The organism is Lacimicrobium sp. SS2-24 (assembly GCF_002201535.1).
In the GTDB taxonomy this organism is placed as follows: Bacteria; Pseudomonadota; Gammaproteobacteria; order Enterobacterales; family Alteromonadaceae; genus Lacimicrobium.
The window spans coordinates 122,429-147,208 of the sequence record NZ_NIWW01000006.1 but is presented as its reverse complement, the minus strand read 5'-3'; the positions used below and the strand labels follow the sequence as shown (position 1 = coordinate 147,208).

Genomic DNA, 24,780 nt, shown 5'->3' with positions numbered 1-24,780 from the left:
GGTAAAAAAGGGGCCCGAGGCCCCTTTTTAATGCCTGTGGCGGCGTGATTATTGTCCGATTCGGGGCAGCCAGGCAGCCTGTGTAATGGCAAACAAGCCCACGGCCATGGCGAGGGTTGAAAGCAACACCAGCGCCGCTGTGCTGTTGCGGGTAATCGAAGAAGCACTTTGTTGCGCCCGGAAATAAATCTCCAGTATTGCCAGAGGCACCAGATACTGCGCGAATCCCACTATGATCAGGAAAGGACCGGAGAAGGTGCGCATGTCAATGCCGACGCCGCCAGTGAGAATCAGCCAGCCAAAAATCATCAGACGCAGGAACCAGACAGCACTGACAACCATAAATAAACGTAGCGCCCAGCGGCGGTGAGCAGCGATATTACGCTTGATGGCGAAATAGAGTGAGGCGCACACAAAGACAATGACCAGGACGCCGCTGCCGGTCACACCGATATCCTGGGCAAAAGAGCCGATAATGCGATCTCTTGACCAAACTAGGTACATACCTGCGAGACTGACCACAATCGAAGACAGCATGTAAAACCAGCCACTGTAACGATGCAGTCGGGGTGCTGCTTTACGTATATTGGGAAGCAGTTGTATCAGACCCGCTGAAATGATCAATGCGGCAATCAGGATGTGCGCCGCCAGTGCTGTATTACCCGTACCATCGCCCTGAATAAAGCCGTTGGGGAGATGGGTTCCGGCGAAACCGTCTACTCCATCGGCGAAAAACCTGATACCAAAATACCCAAAAATGTAGAGGACAAATAAGCTCTGTCCGATAAATGTGGTGACGTACCAGCATTTTGCACTGAGTGATAGCCAGTCAATCGGGCGTGATAAGGCCGGTGACAGGGTGTTCTGCATAGCGAGGTTCCTCATGGTGACGCTTGGGTTATGAAAAAACAGGTCCGGAAGGCTCTTCCCTCCGAACGCCAAAAATCAACCAGATGATCCGGCTTTTAGCGCACGGCATCGCGCCAGATTTGAAATTCGGCGCATGAAAATCTGACACAGTCGCTTACATTCACCTTTTGCGTAATACCCACAAGGGGGCTTAAACTCGGTTCATTCTCTCGGGGGTTAACAGCGTGTTCGTATGACTCAGCTTTATACATTGCAATTACTCATTGGTTTAGGCTTACTTCTGGCGCAGCTGGGTGTGAAGAATAAGCAACCCCTTCATCTTTTATTTGCGCTGTTTTGCGGCTCTATCAGTATGGTGGCTGTGACGCGCCTGAATGCTGAGGTGGGTGGGCAGTATGAGTTTCTGCTGGCGATGGGAGGTTTTGCTACCTGCAATGGTTACTGGCTGGTATCCAGAGCGTTGCACCGGGGGCAGGCAGGATTGACCACCCGACACTATGCTGTTGCCGGTGCAGTCGGTGTGATGATCGTGCTCTCTAATGCTCTGTCGTGGTCACAACAGGAAATCAGCCACGCCTTTTTACAGGACCTCAGGCTGGCGTTGTCAGAATTTATGAATCTGGCGTCATCGACACTGATAGTGTTAAGTGCCTGGGAAGGCTGTCGGGGACTGCATCAGTCTAAAGGCGCCGAGTTAATGCAACGGATAGTGTACTTAGCCAGTTTTTGTGGTGCGGTCATCACCTGTTCTGTTGTGGTCAAGCTGATTGGCCAGGGAGGTGAGGGTGAGGTGGCGTTGCATAATATGATGGCTGCCATTTGCGCCATTCAACTTATGTTAGTGACGCAGTGGTTAATATACTGGCAGCGCCGTTCAACTATGCACACCTCAGAGCCTGAATCGAGTGCGAACACAAATCGCAGTGACCTTGATGAAAATGATGTGCTGTTAGCTCAGGAGATCACCCGTCGACTGGAACAGCAACAGCATTTTCTCAAGCCTAATCTGCGTGTCAGCGATCTTGCCTGGTTGTTGGATGTACCTGAGTATCGGGTAAGCCGGGTGATGCGTGAGCAACTTAATGCACAAAACTTTAATCATTATGTGAACCGTCTGCGGGTCGAGTACGCCAGAGGTTTATTGGAAGACCCGGCCAATCAACATTGGCCGATTGTGGTGATTGGTTTAGAAAGTGGCTTCGCGTCTGTTGGGCCGTTTACCCGGGCCTTTAAGTCCGAATATGGGCAAACCCCGAATCAATATCGATTGACCTATACCGATAAAACCGGAGAGTCCGGATCGTTGGCCTGATAGTGTGTTACACAGTCAGGCACTGTGCCAATGCCAATGTGAAATGGTCCAGGCCGCTCACGGCGCGATACGATACGCCAATATGACGATTAGAGTACCTTTCCATGCTCATTCCCTCTTGATGTGTGATCTAAAATCCCCATTTCTGACAATACACACCACGTAAGCCAATGATCAATTCACCAACTGTATCGGTGTTGTGGGTGTGATTCACCACTGCTGATGCGTGCGACAGGGAGAAAAAATGAAAATACTCATGGTGCTGACATCACATGACAAACTGGGTGACACCGGTGAAAAGACCGGCTTCTGGCTGGAAGAGTTTGCCAGTCCCTATTATGTGTTTAAGGATGCCGGAGCCGAGGTCACATTAGCCTCGCCTAAAGGCGGCCAGCCGCCGCTTGACCCGAACAGTGAGGGCGAGGACTTTCAGACGGAGGCGACCCGGCGCTTTGACCAGGACAGCCAGGCGCAGCAACATCTGGCCGCCACCCAAAAACTTAGTGACATCAATGCTGCCGACTTCGATGGTGTGTTTTATCCCGGCGGGCACGGGCCTTTGTGGGATCTGACTCATGATGCCGATTCTATTGCCCTGATCACTAATACCCTACAGAGCGACAAACCCCTGGCAGCCGTGTGCCATGCCCCGGCGGTATTGAGCGAAGTGAAAAACAGCCAGGGCGTAGCCCTGGTGAAGGGAAAGGCAGTGACCGGTTTTTCTAACAGTGAAGAAGAGGCCGTGCAGTTGACCGAGGTGGTTCCTTTTCTGCTGGAAGACCGACTCCAGGCACTGGGCGCGAATTATACAAAAGGTGATGATTGGAGCAGTTTTGTGCAGATAGATGGGCGCCTGATCACCGGCCAGAACCCGGCTTCATCGGCGGAGACGGCCAAAGCCTTGCTTGCGCAGTTGCAGGGTAGGTAAGAATCAGGCAGTGCATCTGTCAGACATATTATGGGGTTGCGGATAGCTGCAACGTAAAAGGGCTCCATCTGGAGCCCTTTTGATGTTTACCTCGAAGGTCGCAACACTAAAGTTGCGATTGCAGGTAGTTGGGTAAGCCCAATAAGGTGATCAGGCGTAATTGCTGTTCAAGCCAATAGGCATGATCGTCTTCGGTGTCTTTGAGCAGCGTGGTAAGCATATCGCGGCTGACATAATCCTGCTCTTTTTCACACAGCTTGATGGTGTCTTTAAGCAGCTTTTGTACACCGTATTCCAAATCCAGATCGTTTTTAAGCATGGCTGGCACGTCTTTGCCTACGGCAATCTTTTCCCGAGTGGCCATATCCGGCGTTCCTTCGAGAAACAGAATACGTTCAATCAAGGCACTGGCATGATCTTTCTCATCGTTGAACTCATGATCAATACGTTCATAGAGCTTGTTCAGACCCCAGTCCTGATACATGCGCGAGTGGATGAAATACTGATCCATGGCGGTAAGCTCGTTGGCTAACAGCCGGTTCAGTGCATCAATGATTTTTGCATTACCTTTCATTATTGCGTCCAGTTCCCGTTGTTCCTATGTAGCCGTCAAGTTTAGCTCAATCATCAGGGAATATAAAATTTTACTTTTAAATCAAGGTATTAATAAATGATAGTGATTATTGTTGCCACTTCGCTTTGAGATGGTTGCAAAGAATCCCAGATAAATTCATACAATTGTTTGAATGTTATCGTTGTTTATGAAATTAATAGCGTTAACACTCTTCAACCCTAACAGGGGAGCCCCTATGAAAAGCAAGTGGATGATATATGGTGCCAATGGATACAGTGCACAGTTGATTGCCCGGGAAGCGAAACAACGGGGCATGACCCCCGTTCTGGCTGGCCGGAATAAAGACAAGGTGACGGCATTGGCCAATGAACTCGGCTTGCAGGCCGTTATTGTGGATCTGTCCGATGGACAGGCGCTGCGGGAAAGCCTGAAAGAGATGGCGTTGGTGTTACATTGCGCCGGTCCTTTTTCGGCAACCCATGAGCCGATGCGCGAAGCCTGTATAGATACCGCGACCCACTATTTTGATATCACCGGTGAGATTGCGGTATTTGAGCAAGCTCATGCCCAAGATGTCGATAAACGTGCCAAAGCAGCGGGCATGATGGTGTGCCCGGGAGTGGGTTTTGATGTGGTGCCAACAGATTGCCTGGCGGCTAAGCTGAAGCAGGCGCTGCCGAGTGCCACCCACCTGGAACTTGCGTATAAGGCCGCGAAACAACTCAGTCCGGGCACAGCCAAAACCTCCGTCGAGAGTATGGGGTCGTTGTGCCAGGTGCGCGAAAATGGACAGATAACCGGCATTTATTCAAAGACACGGCAGATTGATTTTGGTGAGGGGGAGCGTCTGGCCATGACCATTCCCTGGGGAGATGTCAGTACGGCCTATCACAGTACCGGAATTAAAAATGTGGCGGTTTATGTGCCCGTACATCCTAAAACCGTGGAGAAGATGCACAAGATCCAGAAGTGGCGTTGGTTCTATGGCTTGTCCTTTGTCCAGAATATGACAAAAAAACAAATTGAGAAAAAGATCAGCGGGCCTGATGAAGCGGTACGTAAATCCAGTCCTACGTATTTGTGGGGACAAGTCTGGGATGACGATGGCAATAAGCGTACCGCACGCTTTACCTGTCCCAATGGGTATGATCTGACCATCACCGCGCCACTGGCGATTATCAGCGCGGTATTAAACGAAGAGGTAAAGGCTTCAGGCAGTATCACTCCCTCAAAGCTGATGGGAGAGGACTTTGTATGGACCTTGCCGGATGTGACCCCATTGGAATGGGTTGAAGATTAATCCGTATCGGCAACGCGTGTGTGAGCCAGGGCCTGAATTGGGATTCATATTCCCGTGTTAATGCCTCTCTGGCACCGATAATGGTGTGCCAGAGAGGACGGTCGTTAACTCAGGTTAGTTCCTCATGATGATGAATCACGTTGAAAATATCGTTAAAGCTGTGGGCGGTAATCTGGGGCATTACGCTGATATTCATCGCATGCATCAGGTCTCTGGCACTGATCACGCCACAAAGCTGATCTTGTTTATTGACGATAAGTGCAAACTCCTGATTCAGATGTTGCAGCGTTTTCAGCAAAGCGCCTACCTGGGCCGACTCCAGCTCCCTGATGGGAATGCCGTGAAGCTTTTCACGCGGGATCATCAGATCTTCCGCGTTTAAATCATCCCGACGTAAGCCTTTTCGCTCACACATCATCAGTACCTTTCGGCTACACAAGTCCGCATAGGTTAGCAGGCCGATGATGTGCTGGTGTTGATCTGTCACCAGGGCATACTTGCTGCGAGTTTTTTGCAGTCGCAGCATGGCGTCATCGATGCTGGCATGTTTTTCAATGAGTAACGGTGGGGTACTTAAGAACACATCCAGAATTGCAGAGACGGGGGTCTGCAAAGTCACGTTCATCGGCGAGCCCTGAGTTTGATAAGCGCTGATGTCGTCAAGGCGCATTGTTTTCAGTGTTTTATACAACATGGATTGTCTCCAGAAAATCATTCATTCTCAAATACGGGCGGTATCAGCGCAGCAACATAGAAAGCTGCGTGTCTGCCTGTTGCGCAGGCTGGTACCGTTTTGCATTGATATATCGTGTGATCTGTTAATACGGCGTAAAGCGCTATGGCAAAAAGCCGTATTCTCAGCTCAAAGAACCTTAGCTTTGGAGACGTTGTGGTGGTGCGCGAGGATGATAAAGTACGTGGTAGGATGATCGATGTGATCTGACAGCACATCGCAAAGGGGCTGAAGGGACTGGCTGGAGGTTGTTATTGAAACTGCAAAGATTGGCATCGTCACAGTCAGCGCCATCCTCAGCCAGTATGTAAAGGCTTTGTTGTGTGTCTTGTTGGACAACAAGGTGATGATCATCGGTGAGGCTATTGTCAAAGACGCTATCTGCTAACAGCAGACTCGCCCAGATACCCAAGCTGAAGAGCAGCCAGTGACTGAGACGAGATGTTGGGGTAGAGGCTTGAATCATAGCGCCGATAAAAATCACATGTATCACTTCAATATGGTTGCAGGCGTAAAGAATTGCAATGGTGAAACGGTAAATAAACCAATCGTGGTGTTTAGCGGCATCTAAGCCAGTGGGGTGGATGCGCTCAGCATCACCTGCAGTCATGCTGACTGTTGTTGTTTATCTGTTGGAGGCAGATTAGTGATAGGCATTATGCTAAGGTGAAGGGTGTATCGTGTGTCGGTTTCGTTTACACATCGTGACTTGGATGCTTTCAACATATTGATAAATAAGAATAAAAAAGTTGGCTTGATGCTTGCTTTTTATTAGCTAGTAGTCTGTATCAAGTCGTAATGAGGTACTCAAAATGTTTGTAACCAAGCTGTGTCGTATGGGATTTTTGGGTTTTGCGTTGATGTTGCCCTTCGCCGTAAATGCCACGTTGATCACCGCTGATTTTCGCACTGAAGCGAACCTTCCCGATGTTCGTAATGGGCTCCCCCTTATATACGAATCCATAGGCCAATCTGTGGGGGCTGGATATGAGCTCAATGACGATGATTTTGTCGAAAATCCAGACAGCTGGAACGGCGGCGTGGTATGGATGGATTATGATACCAGCACCAATATTCTGACCCTGGACTCACAGGATGACTTGGATTTTAAAACCTTTGACGCCTGGCTCAGCAATATCGTGTTTGCCCAGCCTGGTCAGAGCATTACCGGTATCAGCCTGATCAATGATGATTTGACCGATGTGGGTGTGGTTGCGGCTTTGTCATATACCGCCAATAGCCTGCATATCAGCTATGACTATCAGCCAGATACGTTTAACTTTACCGGTGGCAGCGCCACGTTCCAAATCCAGATTGGTGAAGGGGATGCGACCGATGTACCAGAGCCAATGCCATTGGCGCTGTTGGCATTAGGACTGCTTGGTATGGCAGTGGCGCGCACAAAGGCGCACGCCCGTAATCGCTAAGGCAAGTCCGTGTGAATCATAAGAAAACCAGGCCTATGTGCCTGGTTTTTTGTTTTTGGTGCCAATGCCTTGTCAGGCCGCTTGTTTTTTAAATAGCTCTCTGAACACCGGATAGATATCTTCTACCTGACGAATATGCTTAATGGCAAAATTGTCAAACACAGCGGACACCTGTTCGTACTGACGCCACAGACTCTGGTGCTGACGCTGGGTGATTTCAATATAGGCATAATAGCGCACAATCGGCAGTAAGCGGTTTATCAGAAGATCTGCACATTGAGGCGAGTCGTCAGCCCAGTTATCACCGTCTGAGGCTTGTGCGGCGTATATATTCCATTCGTTACTGGGATAGCGGGCCTGAATGATCTCGTCCATCAGTTTCAGCGCACTGGACACAATGGTACCGCCGGTTTCCTGAGAGTAAAAAAACTCGTGTTCGTCCACTTCTTTGGCCTGGGTGTGGTGGCGAATGTAGACCACTTCGACGTTCTTATAGGTGCGGGTCAGAAACAGATAGAGCAAAATATAAAAGCGCTTTGCCATGTCTTTGGTGGCCTGGTCCATGGAGCCCGAAACATCCATGAGACAAAACATCACCGCCTTACTGGTGGGCAAGGGCCGTTTTTCAAAATTGCGAAAGCGCAAATCAATGGTGTCCAGAAATGGCACACTGGCGATGCGTGCTTTTAGTGCTGCAATTTCCTCTTCAAGCTCGGTAATCTCAAGCTGATGCTCATGCTTGTCTTTTTTGAGGGCTTCTAACCGAGCTTCCAGTTCCTGTAACTGCCGCCGTTTGTCTCCGGTCAGGGCGATGCGCCGCGCCATAGAGCCCCGCAAAGAGCGCACAATATCCAGATTGCTGGGTACGCCATCGGTTTTAAACCCGCTGCGGTAGGTTTTATACTCCACCAGTTTATCTAACTGGGTTTTCTTAAGGTTGGGCAGCGCGAGATCTTCAAACAGCAGATCAAGGTATTCATCCTTGGATATCTGAAAGACGAAGTCGTCTTCGCCCTCACCGCTGTCAGAGGCCTCACCTTCACCACTGCCACCAGATTGACCTCCCATGGGCCGTTGTATGCGATCGCCCTGCGAAAACTGGTCATTGCCCGGGTGCACCCGATCTCGCACACCGCCTTTGCCGGTATGAAAGAGCGGCTCTTTAATATCCCGGGTAGGGATATTCACGCTCTCGCCGGTCTCAACGTCGGTGACACTGCGTTTGCTGATCGCGTCGGACACCGCCTTTTTGATTTGCTGCTTGTAGCGGCGAATAAAGCGCTGGCGGTTAACCGTGCTTTTTCCTTTGCTGTTCTCACGTCTGTCGATAAAGTGCGCCATACTGCTCTCCTGTGCGCCCTACGAGGATTTGCGTACGCGCAGATACCACTCACACAGCAAGCGGACCTGCTTCTGGGTGTAACCCTTTTCTGTCATACGCTTAACAAAGTCGTCGTGCTTCTTCTGATCCTCAGCACTGCTCTTGGCATTAAATGAGATGACCGGCAGTAAATCTTCTGTATTAGAGAACATTTTCTTTTCGATGACGGTGCGTAGTTTCTCGTAACTGGTCCATGCCGGGTTTTTGCCCTTGTTGTTAGCCCGCGCTCGCAGAACAAAGTTAACGATCTCATTACGAAAGTCTTTCGGATTGCTGATACCGGCTGGCTTTTCGATTTTTTCCAGTTCGGCGTTCAGCGCTTCACGGTCAAATAACTGCCCGGTTTCCGGATCTCGGTATTCCTGATCCTGGATCCAGAAGTCGGCATAGGTCACATAGCGATCAAACAGGTTCTGGCCGTATTCAGAATAGGATTCCAGATAAGCGGTCTGAATTTCTTTACCGATGAATTCCACATATTTGGGGATCAGATACCCCTTGAGAAACTCTTTGTAGCGTTCGGCAGTTTCAGGGGGAAATTGCTCCCGCTCTATCTGGCGCTCGAGCACATAGAAAAGGTGTACTGGATTGGCGGCAACTTCCTGAGCATCAAAGTTGAAAACCTTGGAGAGGATCTTAAAGGCAAAGCGTGTGCTTAAGCCCTCCATTCCCTCATCGACACCGGCATAGTCACGGTATTCCTGGTAGGACTTGGCTTTTGGATCGGTATCTTTGAGGCTCTCGCCATCATACACCCGCATTTTTGAATAGATGCTGGAGTTCTCTGGCTCTTTGAGGCGCGAGAGTACGGTAAACTGAGACAGAATTTCCAGCGTGCCAGGGGCACAGGGTGCGCCGCTTAGCTCACTGTTTTCAATCAGTTTGCGGTAAATCTTCTGCTCTTCGGTCATGCGCAGACAATAGGGCACCTTAACAATGTACACCCTGTCCAGAAATGCTTCGTTGTTGCGATTGTTGCGAAAACTCATCCACTCCGATTCATTTGAGTGTGCCAGAATAATGCCGTCAAAGGGGAGGGCAGAAAAGCCTTCAGTGGGGTTGTAGTTTCCCTCCTGTGTCGCGGTTAAAAGTGGGTGCAGGACTTTGATGGGGGCCTTGAACATCTCCACAAATTCCATCAGCCCCTGATTGGCTTTGCACAAGGCGCCGGAGTAGCTGTAGGCATCCGGGTCATTTTGCGCAAACTGCTCCAGTTTACGGATGTCCACCTTACCCACCAGTGCCGAAATGTCCTGGTTATTGTCATCACCCGGCTCGGTTTTCGCGACGGCCACCTGATCCAGCACACTCGGATGCATTTTGACCACGCGAAACTGGGATACGTCGCCGTTATACTCGTGCAGTCGTTTTCTGGCCCACGGCGACATGATGGTTTTCAGATAGCGGCCAGGGATACCGTATTCTTTATCCAGAATGTCCCCGTCTTCGTTGATATCAAACAGACACAAAGGGTGGTCGTTTACCGGTGAGCCCTTGAGGCAGTAGATGGGCACTTTCTGCATCAGCTCTTTGAGTTTTTCCGCCAGCGAGGATTTACCTCCCCCTACCGGTCCGAGCAGATAAAGAATCTGTTTCTTTTCTTCCAGCCCCTGCGCGGCATGCTTGAGGTATGAAACGATTTGTTCAATGGACTCTTCCATACCGAAAAAGTCGTCAAAGGCAGGGTAATGGGAGATGACGCGATTAGAAAATATCCGGCTGAGGGCCGGGTCCTGTGACGTATCCAGAGTCTGAGGTTCACCAATCGCCAGCAACAACCGCTCTGCAGCGTTGGCATAAGCAGTTTTGTCCTGCTTACATAGCTCAAGAAACTCGCTGATGCTGTATTCTTCTTCCTTGTGGGCTTCATATCGTTGTTGGTAGTGTTCGAAAATACCCATAAACCACCTCCGGGATAATCTACTGAACTAGGCTGATAAAAACGGACACCTTAATTAACAGGTTGTCCTTATCAGGTTAGACCCTATTTGCGCTTTCTGTGTTGCAATTTGTCGAAATTATGGACCTTTGCAGAGAATATTTTGCGCAAAAAAACACCGCTTCTCAGATGGATATTGGCCTGAGCAGCAAACAGATCAGTTTTCTCAGCCAACACAAACCAACGGTCGTCCGGGGAGTGCGCTATACTGCGCAGCCAACCGGCTATCATATCAACACAACTCATCAACACTATGTATCAGCACAACCTGGAACAGGTATTCGGATTTACGCAACTCAGACCGGGACAGCAAAAGGTGATTGAATCGCTGCTCAATGGTCAGTCCGCCGCGGCCATTTTCCCCACAGGCTCGGGAAAGTCACTGTGTTATCAACTACCAGCTTTGCATTTGCCGAACCTGACCTTGGTGATCTCGCCGTTGTTGGCATTGATGCAGGATCAACTGACCTTTTTGCAGCAAAAAGGCATTGCTGCGGCCAGTATTGATTCTCAGCAGAGCCCCGAAGTGCAGCGTCAGGTGATGGGGGACGCCCGCAAAGGTAAGCTGAAAATTCTGATGATTTCGGTAGAGCGCCTGAAAAATGAGCGGTTCCGTCAGTTCATTGCTCAGATACCCATTTCTATGATGGTGGTGGATGAAGCCCATTGTATTTCCGAGTGGGGACATAATTTTCGCCCTGATTACCTCAAACTCCCCGATGACAAAAACGCGCTGAACATACCCCAGGTGTTGCTTTTAACCGCTACGGCGACCGCTGCGGTGGTCAGGGATATGTGTGCTAAATTTTCCATTTCTCAGGATAACGTGGTGGCGACCGGATTTTATCGCAGCAATCTCGACATTGCGGTGCAGGGGGTTCCTGAAAATGAAAAGCTGAGCCGTTTAACGACACAGCTGTCGGAGTCACCTCAGGCACCGACTATTGTGTACGTGACGCTACAGCACACCGCCGAGCACCTTGCCCGGCAGCTTCAACACAGTGGTATCGCGGCACAGGCCTATCATGCAGGGATGGAGCACGCCAGACGGGAGTCGGTCCAGCGGGCATTTATGGCCGGTGAAACGCCCTGCATTGTTGCCACGATTGCCTTTGGTATGGGGATAGATAAGGCGGATATCCGCAGAGTCATCCATTTTGATTTGCCCAAATCGATTGAAAATTACAGCCAGGAAATCGGCCGGGCAGGCCGCGATGGCAACATGGCCTATTGCACTGTGCTGGCTAACAGAGATGGTGTGAATGTGCTGCAAAATTTTATTTATGGCGATACACCGGATTATCAGGGAATTGCCCTGATTCTCGAGCAGATTCAGCAACAATCAGGGGATTGGGCCATTCAGTTACATACCCTGTCGGCACAGAGTAACGTGCGTCAGCTGCCCCTTAAGACGTTGCTGGTGTATCTTCAACTGCAATCTGTTTTGACACCGAAGTTCAGTTACTTTGCCGAATATATGTTCAAGACACATCAGCCTGTCGATGAGATTGTCGGACACTTTGAAGGGGAGCGTCGTGCCTTTGTCACTCAGTTGTTCGAATGCTCGCCTAAAGCCAGAACCTGGCACCGGGTTAACTTTGATAGTCTCTGGCAACGCTATCAGCAGGACAGACAGCGGGTATTAAAGGCCCTGGAGTACTTTGCTGAGAAGGGGTGGATTGAACTTAAAAGTGGCAAAATGACAGAGGTGTATGAAATCGCAGATTGCAACTGGCGGGTGGAGGAACTGACACAGACCTTACATGACCTGTTTCTGCAACATCAGCAAAGCGAAATTCAGCGCATTGAGGCCATGTTGTCTCTGTTTGAGCGCAATGTTTGCCTGAGTCAGCAGCTGGCCGAATACTTTGCCGATCAGCAAGCGCCGACCTCATGTGGCCATTGTTCAGTGTGTCGGGGAGAGCCGGCAACACTTCCCCTACACAGCGCCTCGCAACCACCTGATGTTGCATCGTTTACCGGGTGGTGTAAGCCCTATCTGAACGCCGCTAAGCAGGCACAACGCCCTGTTACCAACGAAGCGCTGGCACGTTTTCTTTGTGGGATCCGAACCCCTGATACAACGCTGTTAAAAGCCGCCAACATGGAGGGGTTTGCGAAAATGGAGCAAGCGCCCTTTTTGCAGGTGCTAAAAGATGTCAGACACTGCAAGCTCATCGCCCTATGACAAAACTGATCGCATTCGTCAGACATGCGTAGTATCAGGCATCACATGGATAATAAGGATTAGTATGCTCACTTTACATCACCTCAATAACAGCCGCTCGCAACGTATACTCTGGTTACTGGAGGAGCTGGGACTGGATTATCAGATTCAGCGCTATGAACGTGACAGCAAAACCATGTTGGCGCCACAAAGCCTGAAGAATGTCCATCCTCTGGGGAAATCCCCAGTGTTAACCGACAAAGACCGAGTGCTGGCCGAGTCGGGCGCCATTATTCACTACCTGTGCAGTGAGTATGGTGGTCAGGACTGGATCCCTGCGCAAGAAAGCGAACAACATCTTGATTATCACTACTGGCTGCATTTTGCCGAGGGATCATTGATGCCCCCCATGTTGCTCAAGTTGGTCATGGATAAGGTGCGCACCAGTCCCATGCCGTTTTTCGCCAGGCCCATTGCCAGAAAGATTGCAGATAAAGCCATGAAGTCTTTCATCGGCCCTAACCTGAAGAATAACTTTTCCTACGTAGAGCAGCAGTTGCAGGGTAAAGAGTGGCTCGCGGGTAGTCATCCCACCGGTGCTGATATTCAGATGAGTTTTCCGCTTGAGGCTGCGGTTGCCCGCGGTATTGTAGGTGAGTCACACCCCAATATTTGTGCTTATGTTGCGCGGATTCATGCTCGGGAGGCCTATCAAAAGGCGCTAAAGGCTGGTGGCGATTATGCTTATGCCTGAAAGCGGGCCGGTCGGTTCTTAGCGGGGCACTGAGCGGAGGCTGAGCATTGTAATGATGAGAAGGGGTTACTGAGACAGCGTACTCATTATTCTCAGCAGTTTTATCAGCGCCTCTTCGACCTTGTCGCTCCAGGGCAGACCGTAGCTTAGGCGAATACAATGACGATAACGTTCAGATGGTGCAAAGAGACTGCCCGGCATGATGCTCATCCCTGCTGACAGAGCCTGGTGAAAAAGCTCACTGCCATCTGTTTTGCGCGACAGCTCTAGCCACAGTACGGCTCCCCCTGCCGGGTTGGTAAGTCGCAGTCCTGAGTCATCGTTTTCCAGAATACAGGCACGCATACGTTCTTTGTTGGTGTATAGCACTTGTCGCAATTGACGCAGATACCGATCATACTCGCCACTGGCAAGGTATTCAGTCAGGACCCATTGATTCAGCAGTGCCGATGAACATGACAGGGCGCGCTTCAGCCTCGCTGCAGGGCCTGCCAGTGTAGGGCTAAGAAGCCAGCCGACACGGTGCCCCGGCGCGGCCGTTTTCGAAAAAGAGGAACAGGTGATCACCAAGCCTTTTTCAGAGTAACACTGCGCTGGTTTACCTCGCTGTTGACCAAAATAGAGATCGCCATACACATCATCTTCAATCAGGCCAATGCCTTTGCTTTCAAGTAACAATACCAGAGCCTGCTTATCGGCATCGCTAATGCTGGCGCCCATGGGGTTGGTGATAGAAGAGGAAAAAACGCATGCTTTTATCGGATGCTTGTCTATGGCAGTCGCCACATCATCAAGGCTGATGCCGGTTTCTGCACATAGTGGGATCTCATAGGCCAGCATGCCGAGACTTTCGATGAGCTCAAGAATGCCGAAGTAACATGGGGATTCTACCGCAATAACATCACCGGGCTTGGCGAAGAGTTGCAGTGAAATGGCCAACGCTTCCTGTGCCCCATTGGTGATAACCAGCTGCTCGGGTTGTGTGCTCAGCCCCATATCCAGATAGCGCAACACTAACTGTCGTCGCAGCGGTTCAAATCCGGCGAAGGGACCATAGCCGATGGCATGTTCCCGGGCACTGGACATGACTCTGCGTGTCCATCTGGCGAGCGCTTTGTCATTGGGTAAGGCACCCACCGGATTGCTGATCCCAAAGGGTATTGTGCCTGGTGTATGCACGGCGGTATGAACCTGCTCTACCAGTTCCTGGCGCGTCACCGCAATGGCGTGCTTTGCCATTCGGCTTTTACGGGGAGTGCTGGATTTATGGCTGAAACTGGTAAGGTAATAGCCAGACTTTGGTCTGGATTCCAGCATACCGATGCGCTCCAGCTCTTCATAGGCTTGCTTGACGGTAGGCACACTGATCTGCAGTTTTTCTGCCAGATGACGCAGTGAAGGGATGCGATCGCCCGGTCGTAACGTGCCATTTTCACGCATGTCCCGTATGAGGTCGGCCACCTGGCGATATAAGTAGCGGCTCTGTTCGCGGCTAATTTGTCGCTGCATAACTGTGTAGGTTACTTTTTTAAAATCTGTATATGGTAAGTATACAGATAAAGGTTATGCTTTCGCCACTGATTCCTGTTCTTCTGATTAATACCAATGAAAAACACCTTGCTATATCTCATCACTGTGCTGATTTGGGGGTCAACCTGGCTGGCCATTGAATTTCAGCTTGGCACGGTTGCGCCCGAGGTGTCACTGGTATACCGCTTTGCCATGGCTGCGCTGCTGATGTGGGGGTATTGTCTTTATCGGAAATTGCCGATGAGCTATAGCCTGGTGCAGCATGGCTTTTTCTTGTTACTGGCCGCCTGTAACTTTGGTTTCAATTACCTGGTGCTCTATTGGGCTCAGGCGCACCTGACCTCTGCGCTGGCTTCCATTGCCTTCTCGACCATGCTGATCATGAATATCGTAAATACCCGGCTTTTCTTTGGTAAGCCAGTGGCCGCTCGCATCTACGTGGGAGCCTTGTTGGGTATCGTGGGTATTGCGCTGTTATTTTATAAAGATCTGCATAATATGGCATTAGCCAATACCACGTTACTCGGACTGATGTTGGCGTTATCCGGTACGCTGATCGCGTCATTTGGCAACATGGTTAGTGTTCGCAATTCGCGGCGCGAGGTGGGAGTCTTGCAAGGTAATGCATGGGGCATGCTGTATGGCGCCTGTATACTCATGGTTGTGGTATGGCTCAGCGACGCGCAGTTCAGTTTCGATTGGCGTCCGGCTTATATACTGAGTCTGCTGTACCTGGCGGTGTTTGGTACGGTGATCGCCTTTGCGAGTTATTTTGCATTGTTGAAAAACATCGGGCCGGAAAAAGCCAGTTATGTGATCGTGTTGTTCCCGTTGGTGGCCGTATTGCTCAGTACCTGGTTTGAAGGGTTTGTCTGGAATACCCATACCCTGGGAGGGTTTGCTTTAGTGCTTGCCGGCAATGCCTTGGTGCTGACACCACTGGCGAGGATTCGCCAGTGGTGGACACTACGTTATCAGCCGGGTTGAGAGGTGATCAGAATTTGTAGCTGAACTTGCTGCCAATCACTTTTTCTGCCGTGTTGTTGGTATTATTCTGATACAGGTAATAGAGTTCCAGTCCCATATTGTTGCTCAATGACGTGCTGTAACCAATAGCACTGCGGGTTTTGTCAAAACGGGCATCGTCAGCCAGGTAATAAAAATATTCATAACTACCGAACAGGCTAAAATTGTCGAACTTTCGGCTTAGTTTGCCACGCAAGCGTGTACGCAGAGCATGGTCGCCATGACGCCAGCGGTTTTCCACTTTGAGACGACTACCCAGACTCCACTGCGGATTGAGGGTGAGTTTATGAGTCAGATAGGGTGTGATACGCAGCTCTTCCGTATTTGAGCCGCTCAATTTTTCAGAATTTTCGTAACGCACTTCCAGGCCGCCTTTAAGGTTACCAGTGATAGTGCGATCCACACTTAGCTTAAGATTATGCAGATAGAATGCCGAACCCTCATCACGAAAACGCTGTTCCGACTCCAGTCCGAGGTTGTAGTCGTCTACCTTCGTCTTGGCACTGAGAGCATTCCACCACTGGTCCACGGCATTGGCGTTCAGGCTGGTGATGAGCAAGAGCATGGTAAGTAAGGATTTTAAACTGAATATGGGCATCATAAGGTTTCCAAGGTGCTGTTTGTCACTAAAATGACATATTAGTGTCATTTTAGTGAAATATAAATGACACAAAAGTGTCATAAAGCATGGCCGCGGATTATACGGAAGTTCCTGTACAGGTCAATCAGGCATCGTTTAGCCTGGCAACACATCCGTTACAACGTCGTAGCGATGCGGATTTACATGACCTATAAGCATAGACAGCAACATCAAAGAAGCACAGACAGAGCCATCAGGGTAGCGACATAGCCCCAAAGGGAAGGAAATAAAGAGTCCCCGCAAAAGCCGATTAGAGGATAAAGAGGGCGGCGATGCCGCCCCGGCTCAGGAAGGAATGTTTGTCTATCAGGGGTGTTTAGCCACTACGCCTTCTTTAATGACCCAGGTCACGTTTTCCAGCAGAGTAATATTCTCAAGCGGGTTACCCGGCACGGCAATGATATCTGCCAGCTTACCTGAATCAAGGCTGCCAAGCTGTTCACGTTGGCCAAGCATGGTGGCCGAATGAATGGTCCCTGCCTGAATGGCCTGCAAGGGCGTCATGCCATATTTGACCATGCGAGAGAATTGTCTGGCGTTTTGTCCATGAGGATACACACCGGCATCAGAGCCGAATACCATTTTGACACCAGCCTGCACCGCGTTTTGGAAGCTTTCCCGTTGTTTGCTGCCTACAAGACGTTCTTTGGCCAGGCTTTCCTGCAGAATGCCGGCTTTCTCACCCTCGCCGAGAATATATTCGGTGGTATAAATGTCCATCGACAGATAGGTTCCTCGTTCAAGCGCCAGCTCAATGGCCTCCTGATCCAGAAAACTGGCATGCTCAACACTGGTTACACCAGCGCGAATTGCCGCCTTGATGCCGTTGAGACCATGAGCATGGGCGGCCACGCCCACCCCGAGTAACTTAGCTTCCGCCACCAGTGCGTTCATTTCTTCCTGACTGTATTGCTGGGCGCCGACTTTTGTACCCTTTGAAAGTACCCCGCCGGTAGCACAGAACTTTATCCAGTCAGCGCCATATTTCACATTCATGCGTACTTTTTCACGCACCTGCCAGGGGCCATCAGCAACAGCAGCGGCTTTGTCCTGATATTCATAAGGCAGCAGATTATTATCACAATGGCCACCTGTGATCCCCAGAGACATACCGGCGGCAAAAATGCGTGGGCCGGACAACTCGCCCTCGGCAATGGCATCGCGCAGGGCGATATCGGCATAGCCCGGTGCGCCTACATTGCGCACTGTGGTAAATCCGCTTTGCAGCGTTGTACGGGCGTTACTGACGCCGGTTAGGGTCTTGCGAGGAAGCGACTGAGCCAACCGTTTATAGCCATGCAGTTTTGCGTCACTGTTGAGATGAACATGCATATCCATCAGGCCGGGTAACAGCGTTTGTCCACTTAAGTCCAAAATCTCAGCATCAGCAGGTAACTCTGTGTCACTTTGATATGCAATTCGGGTAATCCGCCCCTGTGAAATGAAAACCATCGGTTTGGATTTGAGCTCTCCGCTATGCACATCCAGCAATGCGTCCGCTTTGATCACCAGTGGTTCAGAAAATACACTGAAACTGATCAGCAACAGAACGAAAAAGAATCTTAGTGGCATGGGGGTCTCCGGACAGCATTAAAACGCCTAGCTTAGAGGTGATTACCCTGTGAAACAAGCAAGCTTGCAGCCAGTGGTCAGATTTTCAGGATAAAAACCTGTCGCTTCGCGGTAACCATAAAGCCAGTATGGCGGCCAGGAAACTGAGTAACGTGGCCCAGAGATCGCCAAAGCGCGCATACGGTGTGGTGCCCGCATACAAAGGAACGGATGCACGCAGAACCTGCGTGGTAAATTGAGGCAGCTGGGCCAGTATGCTGCCGTCAGCATCGATGATACCAGTAATACCATTATTGGTGGCCCGGAGTACCGGGATACCAAACTCCCTGGCTCTGACGCGGGCAATTTCCATATGCTGGTGGGGACCGTGCGAGCGCCCGAACCAGGCATCGTTACTGACCGTAAGAATAAAGTCAGTATAGGGATGTAAATTAGCGCTGAGCTGTCTGGGGAAGGCAATTTCAAAGCAAATGGCCGGGGCCACTCTGTACCCGTTAGCCGTCAGATTCGTTTGTTGGTAATCGCCGCGAGTAAACGAAGACATGGGCAGATCAAAAATCGGCGCCAGTCCCCTGAGCCAGCTTTCAAATGGGATGAATTCGCCGATGGGTAACAGATGGTGCTTGGCGTAACGATTCACGTGCGGATAGGCGTAGTGCCCATGTTTCTCACCATTTTGACTTCCCAGCGCAATGAGCTGGTTATAAGCGCTGCCGGTTTCAAAATTATAATTGACGATGCCGGTGATTAATCCGGTGCCCTGTTCCCCAATATGGCTATCGAGCTCGTCAAGGTACTCCAGCGCAAGGGGTTCCAGCCGTGGAATGGCCGCTTCGGGCCAGATAATCAGATCCGCATCTAAATGATTAAGGGTCATTTGACGGTATAAATTCATGGTCGGCAAATCCTGCTCTGGTACCCAGCGCAGTTCTTGTTTGATATTACCCTGTACCATGACTACGTCGGTCAGCTCGTCTTTTGCCGTGGTCCACTGATACAGACCGATCAGTGCGCCGCTGCCATAAAAGGTGAACAGGAGTAATAGCACTAAGGCGTATTGTTTGCGCGGTACCAGCCTGGCCAGGGCACAGCTTAAGGTGACCAGCAAAACGCTAACACCCGTTTCCCCAATCAGTGGCATCCATCCTGCCAGGGGACTGTCTATCTGACTGTAACCAAGAGAAAGCCAGGGAAAGCCGGTTAACATCCAGCTGCGCAGCCATTCAGCCACAAGCCAGATAAACCCGATGGCAAGCGGCCAGTAACCGGGGCGAACTATCCTGACCAGTAACCAGCATGCCAACGCCGGGTACAGCGACAGATAGGCGCAGAGTAAGACCATCAGTCCAACAGAGCCGAGCAGGGGCAATCCGCCAAAATCAGCGATACTCACATGCACCCAGCTGATGCCTGCACCAAACCAGCCTAATCCGAAGCTAAAACCCAACAGTGCCGGATATGACGAAGCCCGGTTGGCCAGCAACCAGAACAGCGCACCCAACAGGATGGGAGTCAGGTACCAGTGAGAAAAAGGAGCATAAGTCAGGGTTAATCCCGCTCCTGTAAGGGCTGCCAGGAGACAGGGGATTAGCCGTTTAGCTTTTCTGGTCGTCGTCATCCTGGCGGGGTAAGCTCACTTTAAGTTGGATCAGACGACGTTTGTCGGCATGGGTGACTCGAAACTCAATCCCTTGTACTTCGACCGCTTCGTCACGCATCGGCATGTGTCCAAAGGCCTTGAGCACAATACCGCCAATGGTATCGGCTTCCTCTTCGTCAAAACTGGTTTCAAAAAACTGATTAAAGTCTTCTACGGAGGTTAAGGCCTTGACGGAATAGGTGTATTTATTCAGCGGTCGAATATTGTCCTGCTGCTGCTCGTCAACGTCGTGTTCGTCTTCAATCTCGCCAACGATAAGCTCGAGAATATCCTCGATCGTGACCAGTCCTGAGACACCACCATATTCATCCACAACAATAGCCATGTGGTAGCGCTCTTCACGGAATTCTCTGAGCAACACATCCACGCGCTTGCTTTCAGGCACAATAATGGCCGGGCGCAATACATCTTTGAGTTTAAACTCCACTTCCGGAGAAAAGGCATAAGCGAGTAGATCCTTGGCTAAGAGGATCCCTTCGATATGATCTTTGTCTTCATTAATAACAGGAAAGCGGGAGTGGGCGGACTCGAGCATGACAGGTAAAAACTCTTTTACACTTTGCTCAATACCGATGGTAACGATTTGTGCTCGCGGAATCATAATATCTCTGACGCGCATTTCACTGATTTCCAGCACCCCATCGATCATCTCCCGGGTGGCGGCGTCTATGACTTCACGTTGTTCTGCTTCGGTAATTACCTCAGCCAGTTCTTCACGGTTTTGCGGTTCTCCCGAAAAGGTCTGAACTATTTTCTCCAGCCAGCCTTTATTGGCAGAACCGTTACTAGAGTGGGGGTTGTCGTCGCTCATGAGCTCCAGTCTTATTAATCAGTGAAGGTGTATCATTCACGATCCTGATAGGGATCGTCAATTGCTAATTTGGCCAGGATTGCGATTTCGGTGGCTTCCATTTCTTCGGCATCCTGTTCCTCTATATGGTCATAGCCCAATAAATGCAAGGTACCGTGAATGGTCATATGCGCCCAGTGGTGAAACAGGGGCTTGTGCTGCGCTTTGGCTTCCCGTTCCACGACATCGGCACAGATCACCAAATCACCCAACAGATCCATGTGGATACCGGGTGGCGGTTCAAAGGGAAAAGACAGTACATTAGTAGGTTTGGCACGATGGCGGTATTGCTGATTCAGCTGCTGGCTTTCATCCGCCTCAACAATACGTACGGTGACTTCTGCACTGTCCGGGCCAACGGTGTCTAAGGTGGTCTCAAGCCAGCGCTGAAATTCCGTGGCGCCAGGCAGCCCGGTTTTATCACAGGCGATTTGCAGATCCAGGTCTACACTCACTCGGGGTGTTTTCCATCAGATTGTTTCGCTTGCTGCAGTGCCTGTTGTTTTTTTTCCCGTGCGATTTCCTGTTCACGTTCATGCTCTTCATACGCCATGACAATGCGTGTGACCACGGGGTGACGCACCACGTCGTTGGCATTAAAGAAGTTAAAGGAAATGTCCTTCACATCTTTTAGCACTTCGATGGCATGTCGCAGACCACTGCGCGCGCCGCGAGGCAAATCCACCTGGGTAATGTCACCGGTAATCACTGCTTTGGAGTTGAAACCAATCCGGGTCAGGAACATTTTCATCTGCTCCACGGTGGTATTCTGACTCTCATCCAGAATGATAAAGGCATCATTTAAGGTGCGTCCGCGCATATAGGCTAGGGGAGCCACTTCGATGACATTGCGCTCGATGAGCTTCTCGACTTTTTCAAAGCCCAGCATTTCAAACAGCGCGTCATACAGGGGGCGCAGATAAGGATCCACTTTCTGAGACAGATCTCCGGGTAAAAAGCCCAGCTTTTCACCGGCTTCGACGGCCGGGCGGGTTAACAGAATTCGGCGTATCTCCTGACGCTCAAGGGCATCGACTGCACTGGCCACCGCCAGATAAGTTTTACCTGTACCGGCCGGTCCCACGCCAAAGCAGATGTCATGGCTGACAATGTTCTGAACATACTGAGACTGGTGCGGATTACGGGGTTTGATCACCCCTCGCTTGGTCTTAATGTGCACTTCTTTGCCATATTTTCCGGCTTCAGCCTGCTCCAGGCATTTGGCTTCCTGGATCGCCAGATGCACTTTTTCCGGCGCCAGATCGGGAATCTGTCCTTTGACGGGTTGCGTCTCGATGTACAGCAGTTTAAGCAGCTCTGAGGTGGCCACCGCTTGTTGTGACTTACCCAGTACTTTGAACTGGTTGTCGCGGTAGCTGATTTCTACCCCCAGGCGTCGTTCTATCTGTTTGATATTGTCATCAAACGGACCACACAGGCTGGACAATCGCTTGTGGTCATTGGGTTCCAGTATGATTTCATTACTGACCAGGTTATTGGACAAAGATCACTCCTAAATTGGTAAATGTTGACCTACACCCAGCTCGTCAGGCTGGGTGGCGGCCTGTTTCTGAATGATGGTCTGGGGAGCAATACTGATGCGCAGCCCCATGTCTTGTTCGCGTCTGACTACTTCCCCGCGCAGGGAATTGGCAAAGACATCGACAATATTCACGTCAACAAATTCCCCAATCATGTCTGGTGTGCCCTCGAAATTAACGACCCGGTTGTTTTCGGTACGACCGGACAATTCCATGGGGTTTTTCTTCGATGGGCCCTCAACGAGGATACGCTGCTCTGTGCCCAGCATATTGCGGGCGATACGCATGGCCTGCTGGGTGATCCGCTGTTGCAGAAGGTGTAAACGCTGCTTTTTCACTTCTTCGCTGACGTCATCGGGTACATCGGCAGCCGGCGTGCCGGGGCGAGCACTGTAGATAAAGCTGAAGCTAAGGTCAAAATCCATGGCTTGGATAAGGTCCATGGTGGCCTCAAAGTCGCTGTCGCTCTCCCCGGGAAAGCCAATAATAAAATCAGAGGACATACTCAGATTGGGACGTATTTTTTTCAGCTTACGAATCTTAGACTTGTATTCGATGGCAGTATGCCCACGCTTCATCAGCGCCAGAATACGATCTGAACCACTTTGCACCGGTAAATGCAGGTGATCGACCAACTCGGGAATGTCGCTATAGGCCTGAATAATATCGTCAGTGAACTCAACAGGATGTGAGGTGGTATAGCGGATACGATCAATACCATCAATGGCGGCAACCAGATGCAACAATTCGGCGAAGGTGCAAACACTGCCATCGTAATGATCGCCGCGATAGGCATTGACATTCTGACCGAGCAGGTTGACTTCACGCACCCCTTGTTGTGCTAGCTGTGCAATCTCAAAGATCACGTCATCCACGGGACGACTGACTTCCTCACCGCGGGTGTAAGGCACCACACAGAAGCTACAGTATTTTGAGCAGCCTTCCATGATCGACACAAACGCTGTTGGCCCTTCCGCACGGGGTTCCGGCAGGCGATCAAACTTTTCAATTTCAGGAAAGCTGATGTCTACAACCGGATTTTTATCGCCCTTCACCTGATTGATCATCTCTGGCAAGCGATGCAGTGTCTGAGGTCCAAATACGATGTCCACATAGGGCGCCCGATCACGGATATGATCCCCTTCCTGTGAGGCAACGCAGCCACCTACACCAATAATCAGCTCAGGGTTGGTTTTTTTAAGGTTTTTCCAGCGTCCCAGTTGATGAAACACCTTCTCCTGTGCTTTTTCGCGTATGGAACAGGTATTCAGTAGGATGATGTCGGCATCCTCCGGGTTTTCAGTGGCCTGGTAACCATGTGTGGAATCAAGCAGGTCTGCCATTTTCTCCGAGTCATACTCGTTCATCTGGCAACCCCAGGTTTTTATAAAGAGTTTCTTGCTCATACTGCCTTAAAAACTAAAAAAGGAAGGTCTCGACCTTCCTGATTAAAATTAGGTACCGCGTCTAAATCAGACCGACTATTTTACCGCCAAACGGGCCGCTATGCCAGTACCGGGAATCCTTCGTCTGTGGCTAAATGTTGCCGCGACAGCGGATACCTGATTAGTGGGGTTCCGTGATTGTAATCCTGGTGTGACACAACAGGGCGAAATCACCACAGCCAGCGTTGTCGCAGTGTCATATTGGCCGCCCACACAATTAACAGGGTACCACCAATCAGGCCTGCGGTAACCGGCTCTTGCCAGAACACATATCCCAGAATGGCTGCAAAAAACACACTGGAATAAGTGAGCAGACCAATGCGCACCGGAGAAGCCAATTGAAAAGCCTTGGTCATGAGCAATTGTCCTGCTGCTGCCATCACCCCCATCAGTCCCAGCCATTTCCACACTACATTGGGTAAGCTTTCCCAATTGAACAGCATGGGTATCAGAGAAACCACCGTGGCCAGCACCGTAAAATAAAAGACGATGCGTGCTGGCGGCTCAGATCCCGACAGTTTGCGAATGGTACATTTGGTAAACGCCACCAGGGTGGCACAGATCAGTGCCAGCAAGATGAACAGGTTCATATTTTCGCCTTCGGGGCGCAGAATAAAAGCGGCTCCGATAAAGCCAAGGCCAATGGCCATCAAGCTTTTATGACTGATGTGCTCTTTGAGCCAGACCCGGGCAATGATGGGGACGATAAACGGAGCCACCAGCAGCGCCATCATGGCTTGTGCCAGGGGAATATGCGCCAGCACGTAAAAAAAACAGTACATGGCAATCAAACCCGAGGTGGATCGCAAAAGGTGCAGCCCCAAGTATTCGGTTTTCAGGCCCACCCGGCCCATTCTGAGTATCCAGGGCATCAGGGCGAGCAGGGCAAACAGATTACGAAAGAACACCAGTTGAAACTGGTTCATTTCACCGCTGAGGTGTTTAACCAGCGCACCAATGCCAGCAAACAATGCTTCTGCGATAATCAGACAAAGAGCACCGATAACGACGGGCGAACCCATATGAGCAAGGCCTCCTGCAAAAAGAGCGCTATGGTAGCAGAAAAGCACTGAAAGGTCGGTAGGGTAAAAAAGCCACCTCAGAAAAAATGTGGGCTGAGGTGGCAAAAAG

The 24,780-nt window shown here is 50.5% G+C and carries 22 protein-coding genes; 7 read left to right on the top strand and 15 right to left on the bottom strand.

Annotated features, from left to right (window positions below; all coding sequences use genetic code 11):
* Positions 1–48 precede the first annotated feature (48 nt).
* Complete coding sequence (locus tag CCY32_RS11675; RefSeq protein WP_168171500.1) at positions 49–870, bottom strand: DUF2306 domain-containing protein; 822 nt, start codon at positions 868–870, stop codon at positions 49–51.
* A gap of 232 nt (positions 871–1,102) precedes the next feature.
* Between CCY32_RS11675 and CCY32_RS11670 the strand changes: the two genes are divergently transcribed.
* The gene (locus CCY32_RS11670) at positions 1,103–2,182 is read left to right on the top strand and encodes a helix-turn-helix transcriptional regulator (RefSeq protein ID WP_088330895.1); all 1,080 of its coding nucleotides are present in this window, start codon (positions 1,103–1,105) and stop codon (positions 2,180–2,182) included.
* Positions 2,183–2,426: 244 nt separating this feature from the next.
* Positions 2,427–3,110, top strand: a complete 684-nt coding sequence (locus CCY32_RS11665) for a type 1 glutamine amidotransferase domain-containing protein (protein ID WP_088330894.1) — start codon at positions 2,427–2,429, stop codon at positions 3,108–3,110.
* A 106-nt stretch (positions 3,111–3,216) separates the two neighbouring features.
* On the opposite strand, the gene bfr is transcribed toward CCY32_RS11665, so the two are convergent.
* Entirely contained in the window at positions 3,217–3,684 is a 468-nt protein-coding gene (bfr, locus tag CCY32_RS11660; protein ID WP_088330893.1) for a bacterioferritin, read from the bottom strand.
* Positions 3,685–3,919: 235 nt separating this feature from the next.
* On the opposite strand from bfr, the gene CCY32_RS11655 reads away from it, so the two are divergent.
* Entirely contained in the window at positions 3,920–4,984 is a 1,065-nt protein-coding gene (locus CCY32_RS11655) for a saccharopine dehydrogenase NADP-binding domain-containing protein (protein WP_210401737.1), read from the top strand.
* 109 nt (positions 4,985–5,093) lie between these two features.
* On the opposite strand, the gene CCY32_RS11650 is transcribed toward CCY32_RS11655, so the two are convergent.
* Together CCY32_RS11650 and CCY32_RS11645 are read right to left on the bottom strand one after the other, a co-directional pair.
* Positions 5,094–5,678 (bottom strand): CBS domain-containing protein, encoded by a 585-nt coding sequence (locus CCY32_RS11650; protein ID WP_168171499.1) that lies wholly within the window; start codon positions 5,676–5,678, stop codon positions 5,094–5,096.
* A 178-nt stretch (positions 5,679–5,856) separates the two neighbouring features.
* Positions 5,857–6,327 carry a hypothetical protein gene (locus CCY32_RS11645; protein WP_088330889.1) on the bottom strand — a complete coding sequence of 157 codons (471 nt, stop codon included), beginning with the start codon at positions 6,325–6,327 and terminating at the stop codon, positions 5,857–5,859.
* 202 nt (positions 6,328–6,529) lie between these two features.
* Here CCY32_RS11645 and CCY32_RS11640 point away from each other — a divergent pair, with 202 nt between their 5' ends.
* Complete coding sequence (locus tag CCY32_RS11640) at positions 6,530–7,144, top strand: hypothetical protein (RefSeq protein ID WP_088330887.1); 615 nt, start codon at positions 6,530–6,532, stop codon at positions 7,142–7,144.
* A gap of 72 nt (positions 7,145–7,216) precedes the next feature.
* On the opposite strand, the gene CCY32_RS11635 is transcribed toward CCY32_RS11640, so the two are convergent.
* Both CCY32_RS11635 and CCY32_RS11630 read right to left on the bottom strand, forming a co-directional pair.
* Entirely contained in the window at positions 7,217–8,485 is a 1,269-nt protein-coding gene (locus tag CCY32_RS11635) for a YeaH/YhbH family protein (RefSeq protein WP_088330885.1), read from the bottom strand.
* Positions 8,486–8,503: 18 nt separating this feature from the next.
* Positions 8,504–10,426, bottom strand: coding sequence for a PrkA family serine protein kinase (locus tag CCY32_RS11630; RefSeq protein ID WP_088330883.1), 1,923 nt, complete (start codon positions 10,424–10,426; stop codon positions 8,504–8,506).
* Between the two features lie 291 nt (positions 10,427–10,717).
* Between CCY32_RS11630 and CCY32_RS11620 the strand changes: the two genes are divergently transcribed.
* Positions 10,718–12,652 (top strand): RecQ family ATP-dependent DNA helicase, encoded by a 1,935-nt coding sequence (locus CCY32_RS11620; protein ID WP_088330879.1) that lies wholly within the window; start codon positions 10,718–10,720, stop codon positions 12,650–12,652.
* 64 nt (positions 12,653–12,716) lie between these two features.
* Positions 12,717–13,385, top strand: coding sequence for a glutathione S-transferase (locus CCY32_RS11615; protein WP_088330877.1), 669 nt, complete (start codon positions 12,717–12,719; stop codon positions 13,383–13,385).
* A gap of 66 nt (positions 13,386–13,451) precedes the next feature.
* On the opposite strand, the gene CCY32_RS11610 is transcribed toward CCY32_RS11615, so the two are convergent.
* Positions 13,452–14,894 (bottom strand): PLP-dependent aminotransferase family protein, encoded by a 1,443-nt coding sequence (locus tag CCY32_RS11610; protein ID WP_088330874.1) that lies wholly within the window; start codon positions 14,892–14,894, stop codon positions 13,452–13,454.
* A 96-nt stretch (positions 14,895–14,990) separates the two neighbouring features.
* On the opposite strand from CCY32_RS11610, the gene CCY32_RS11605 reads away from it, so the two are divergent.
* Positions 14,991–15,902 (top strand): EamA family transporter, encoded by a 912-nt coding sequence (locus CCY32_RS11605; protein WP_088330872.1) that lies wholly within the window; start codon positions 14,991–14,993, stop codon positions 15,900–15,902.
* Between the two features lie 7 nt (positions 15,903–15,909).
* On the opposite strand, the gene CCY32_RS11600 is transcribed toward CCY32_RS11605, so the two are convergent.
* The 8 genes from CCY32_RS11600 to CCY32_RS11565 all read right to left on the bottom strand — a co-directional run bounded on the left by CCY32_RS11600 (position 15,910) and on the right by CCY32_RS11565 (position 24,671).
* Entirely contained in the window at positions 15,910–16,542 is a 633-nt protein-coding gene (locus tag CCY32_RS11600) for a DUF2490 domain-containing protein (protein ID WP_168171498.1), read from the bottom strand.
* Positions 16,543–16,887: 345 nt separating this feature from the next.
* A complete protein-coding gene (locus CCY32_RS11595) occupies positions 16,888–18,153 on the bottom strand; it encodes an amidohydrolase family protein (RefSeq protein ID WP_088330868.1) in 1,266 nt (421 codons plus the stop codon).
* Positions 18,154–18,238: 85 nt separating this feature from the next.
* Positions 18,239–19,771: an apolipoprotein N-acyltransferase gene (lnt, locus tag CCY32_RS11590; RefSeq protein WP_088330866.1), complete on the bottom strand. Its 1,533-nt coding sequence runs from the start codon at positions 19,769–19,771 to the stop codon at positions 18,239–18,241.
* Positions 19,749–20,624 (bottom strand): CNNM family magnesium/cobalt transport protein CorC, encoded by an 876-nt coding sequence (gene corC / locus CCY32_RS11585; RefSeq protein ID WP_088330864.1) that lies wholly within the window; start codon positions 20,622–20,624, stop codon positions 19,749–19,751. Before corC ends, lnt begins: the two co-directional genes overlap by 23 nt.
* Positions 20,625–20,656: 32 nt before the next feature.
* Positions 20,657–21,118, bottom strand: coding sequence for an rRNA maturation RNase YbeY (gene ybeY / locus CCY32_RS11580; protein ID WP_088330861.1), 462 nt, complete (start codon positions 21,116–21,118; stop codon positions 20,657–20,659).
* Positions 21,115–22,167, bottom strand: a complete 1,053-nt coding sequence (locus CCY32_RS11575; protein ID WP_088330858.1) for a PhoH family protein — start codon at positions 22,165–22,167, stop codon at positions 21,115–21,117. The genes ybeY and CCY32_RS11575 overlap by 4 nt, the downstream gene beginning before the upstream one ends.
* A 9-nt stretch (positions 22,168–22,176) precedes the next feature.
* A complete protein-coding gene (miaB, locus tag CCY32_RS11570; protein WP_088330856.1) occupies positions 22,177–23,610 on the bottom strand; it encodes a tRNA (N6-isopentenyl adenosine(37)-C2)-methylthiotransferase MiaB in 1,434 nt (477 codons plus the stop codon).
* Between the two features lie 209 nt (positions 23,611–23,819).
* Positions 23,820–24,671: a DMT family transporter gene (locus tag CCY32_RS11565; RefSeq protein WP_088330854.1), complete on the bottom strand. Its 852-nt coding sequence runs from the start codon at positions 24,669–24,671 to the stop codon at positions 23,820–23,822.
* Positions 24,672–24,780: the final 109 nt, after the last annotated feature.

What these genes read in the sequence shown, in the direction of transcription:
- CCY32_RS11600 (WP_168171498.1), bottom strand. Translation starts at nt 16,542, where the DNA reads ATGATGCCCATATTCAGTTTAAAATCCTTACTTACCATGCTCTTGCTC.
- lnt (WP_088330866.1), bottom strand. Translation starts at nt 19,771, where the DNA reads ATGACGACGACCAGAAAAGCTAAACGGCTAATCCCCTGTCTCCTGGCA.
- CCY32_RS11645 (WP_088330889.1), bottom strand. Translation starts at nt 6,327, where the DNA reads ATGACTGCAGGTGATGCTGAGCGCATCCACCCCACTGGCTTAGATGCC.
- CCY32_RS11630 (WP_088330883.1), bottom strand. Translation starts at nt 10,426, where the DNA reads ATGGGTATTTTCGAACACTACCAACAACGATATGAAGCCCACAAGGAA.
- CCY32_RS11635 (WP_088330885.1), bottom strand. Translation starts at nt 8,485, where the DNA reads ATGGCGCACTTTATCGACAGACGTGAGAACAGCAAAGGAAAAAGCACG.
- CCY32_RS11565 (WP_088330854.1), bottom strand. Translation starts at nt 24,671, where the DNA reads ATGGGTTCGCCCGTCGTTATCGGTGCTCTTTGTCTGATTATCGCAGAA.
- CCY32_RS11620 (WP_088330879.1), top strand. Translation starts at nt 10,718, where the DNA reads ATGTATCAGCACAACCTGGAACAGGTATTCGGATTTACGCAACTCAGA.
- CCY32_RS11640 (WP_088330887.1), top strand. Translation starts at nt 6,530, where the DNA reads ATGTTTGTAACCAAGCTGTGTCGTATGGGATTTTTGGGTTTTGCGTTG.
- bfr (WP_088330893.1), bottom strand. Translation starts at nt 3,684, where the DNA reads ATGAAAGGTAATGCAAAAATCATTGATGCACTGAACCGGCTGTTAGCC.
- CCY32_RS11675 (WP_168171500.1), bottom strand. Translation starts at nt 870, where the DNA reads ATGCAGAACACCCTGTCACCGGCCTTATCACGCCCGATTGACTGGCTA.
- CCY32_RS11655 (WP_210401737.1), top strand. Translation starts at nt 3,920, where the DNA reads ATGAAAAGCAAGTGGATGATATATGGTGCCAATGGATACAGTGCACAG.
- miaB (WP_088330856.1), bottom strand. Translation starts at nt 23,610, where the DNA reads ATGAGCAAGAAACTCTTTATAAAAACCTGGGGTTGCCAGATGAACGAG.
- CCY32_RS11670 (WP_088330895.1), top strand. Translation starts at nt 1,103, where the DNA reads ATGACTCAGCTTTATACATTGCAATTACTCATTGGTTTAGGCTTACTT.
- CCY32_RS11610 (WP_088330874.1), bottom strand. Translation starts at nt 14,894, where the DNA reads ATGCAGCGACAAATTAGCCGCGAACAGAGCCGCTACTTATATCGCCAG.
- CCY32_RS11595 (WP_088330868.1), bottom strand. Translation starts at nt 18,153, where the DNA reads ATGCCACTAAGATTCTTTTTCGTTCTGTTGCTGATCAGTTTCAGTGTA.
- CCY32_RS11615 (WP_088330877.1), top strand. Translation starts at nt 12,717, where the DNA reads ATGCTCACTTTACATCACCTCAATAACAGCCGCTCGCAACGTATACTC.
- corC (WP_088330864.1), bottom strand. Translation starts at nt 20,624, where the DNA reads ATGAGCGACGACAACCCCCACTCTAGTAACGGTTCTGCCAATAAAGGC.
- CCY32_RS11605 (WP_088330872.1), top strand. Translation starts at nt 14,991, where the DNA reads ATGAAAAACACCTTGCTATATCTCATCACTGTGCTGATTTGGGGGTCA.
- CCY32_RS11665 (WP_088330894.1), top strand. Translation starts at nt 2,427, where the DNA reads ATGAAAATACTCATGGTGCTGACATCACATGACAAACTGGGTGACACC.
- CCY32_RS11650 (WP_168171499.1), bottom strand. Translation starts at nt 5,678, where the DNA reads ATGTTGTATAAAACACTGAAAACAATGCGCCTTGACGACATCAGCGCT.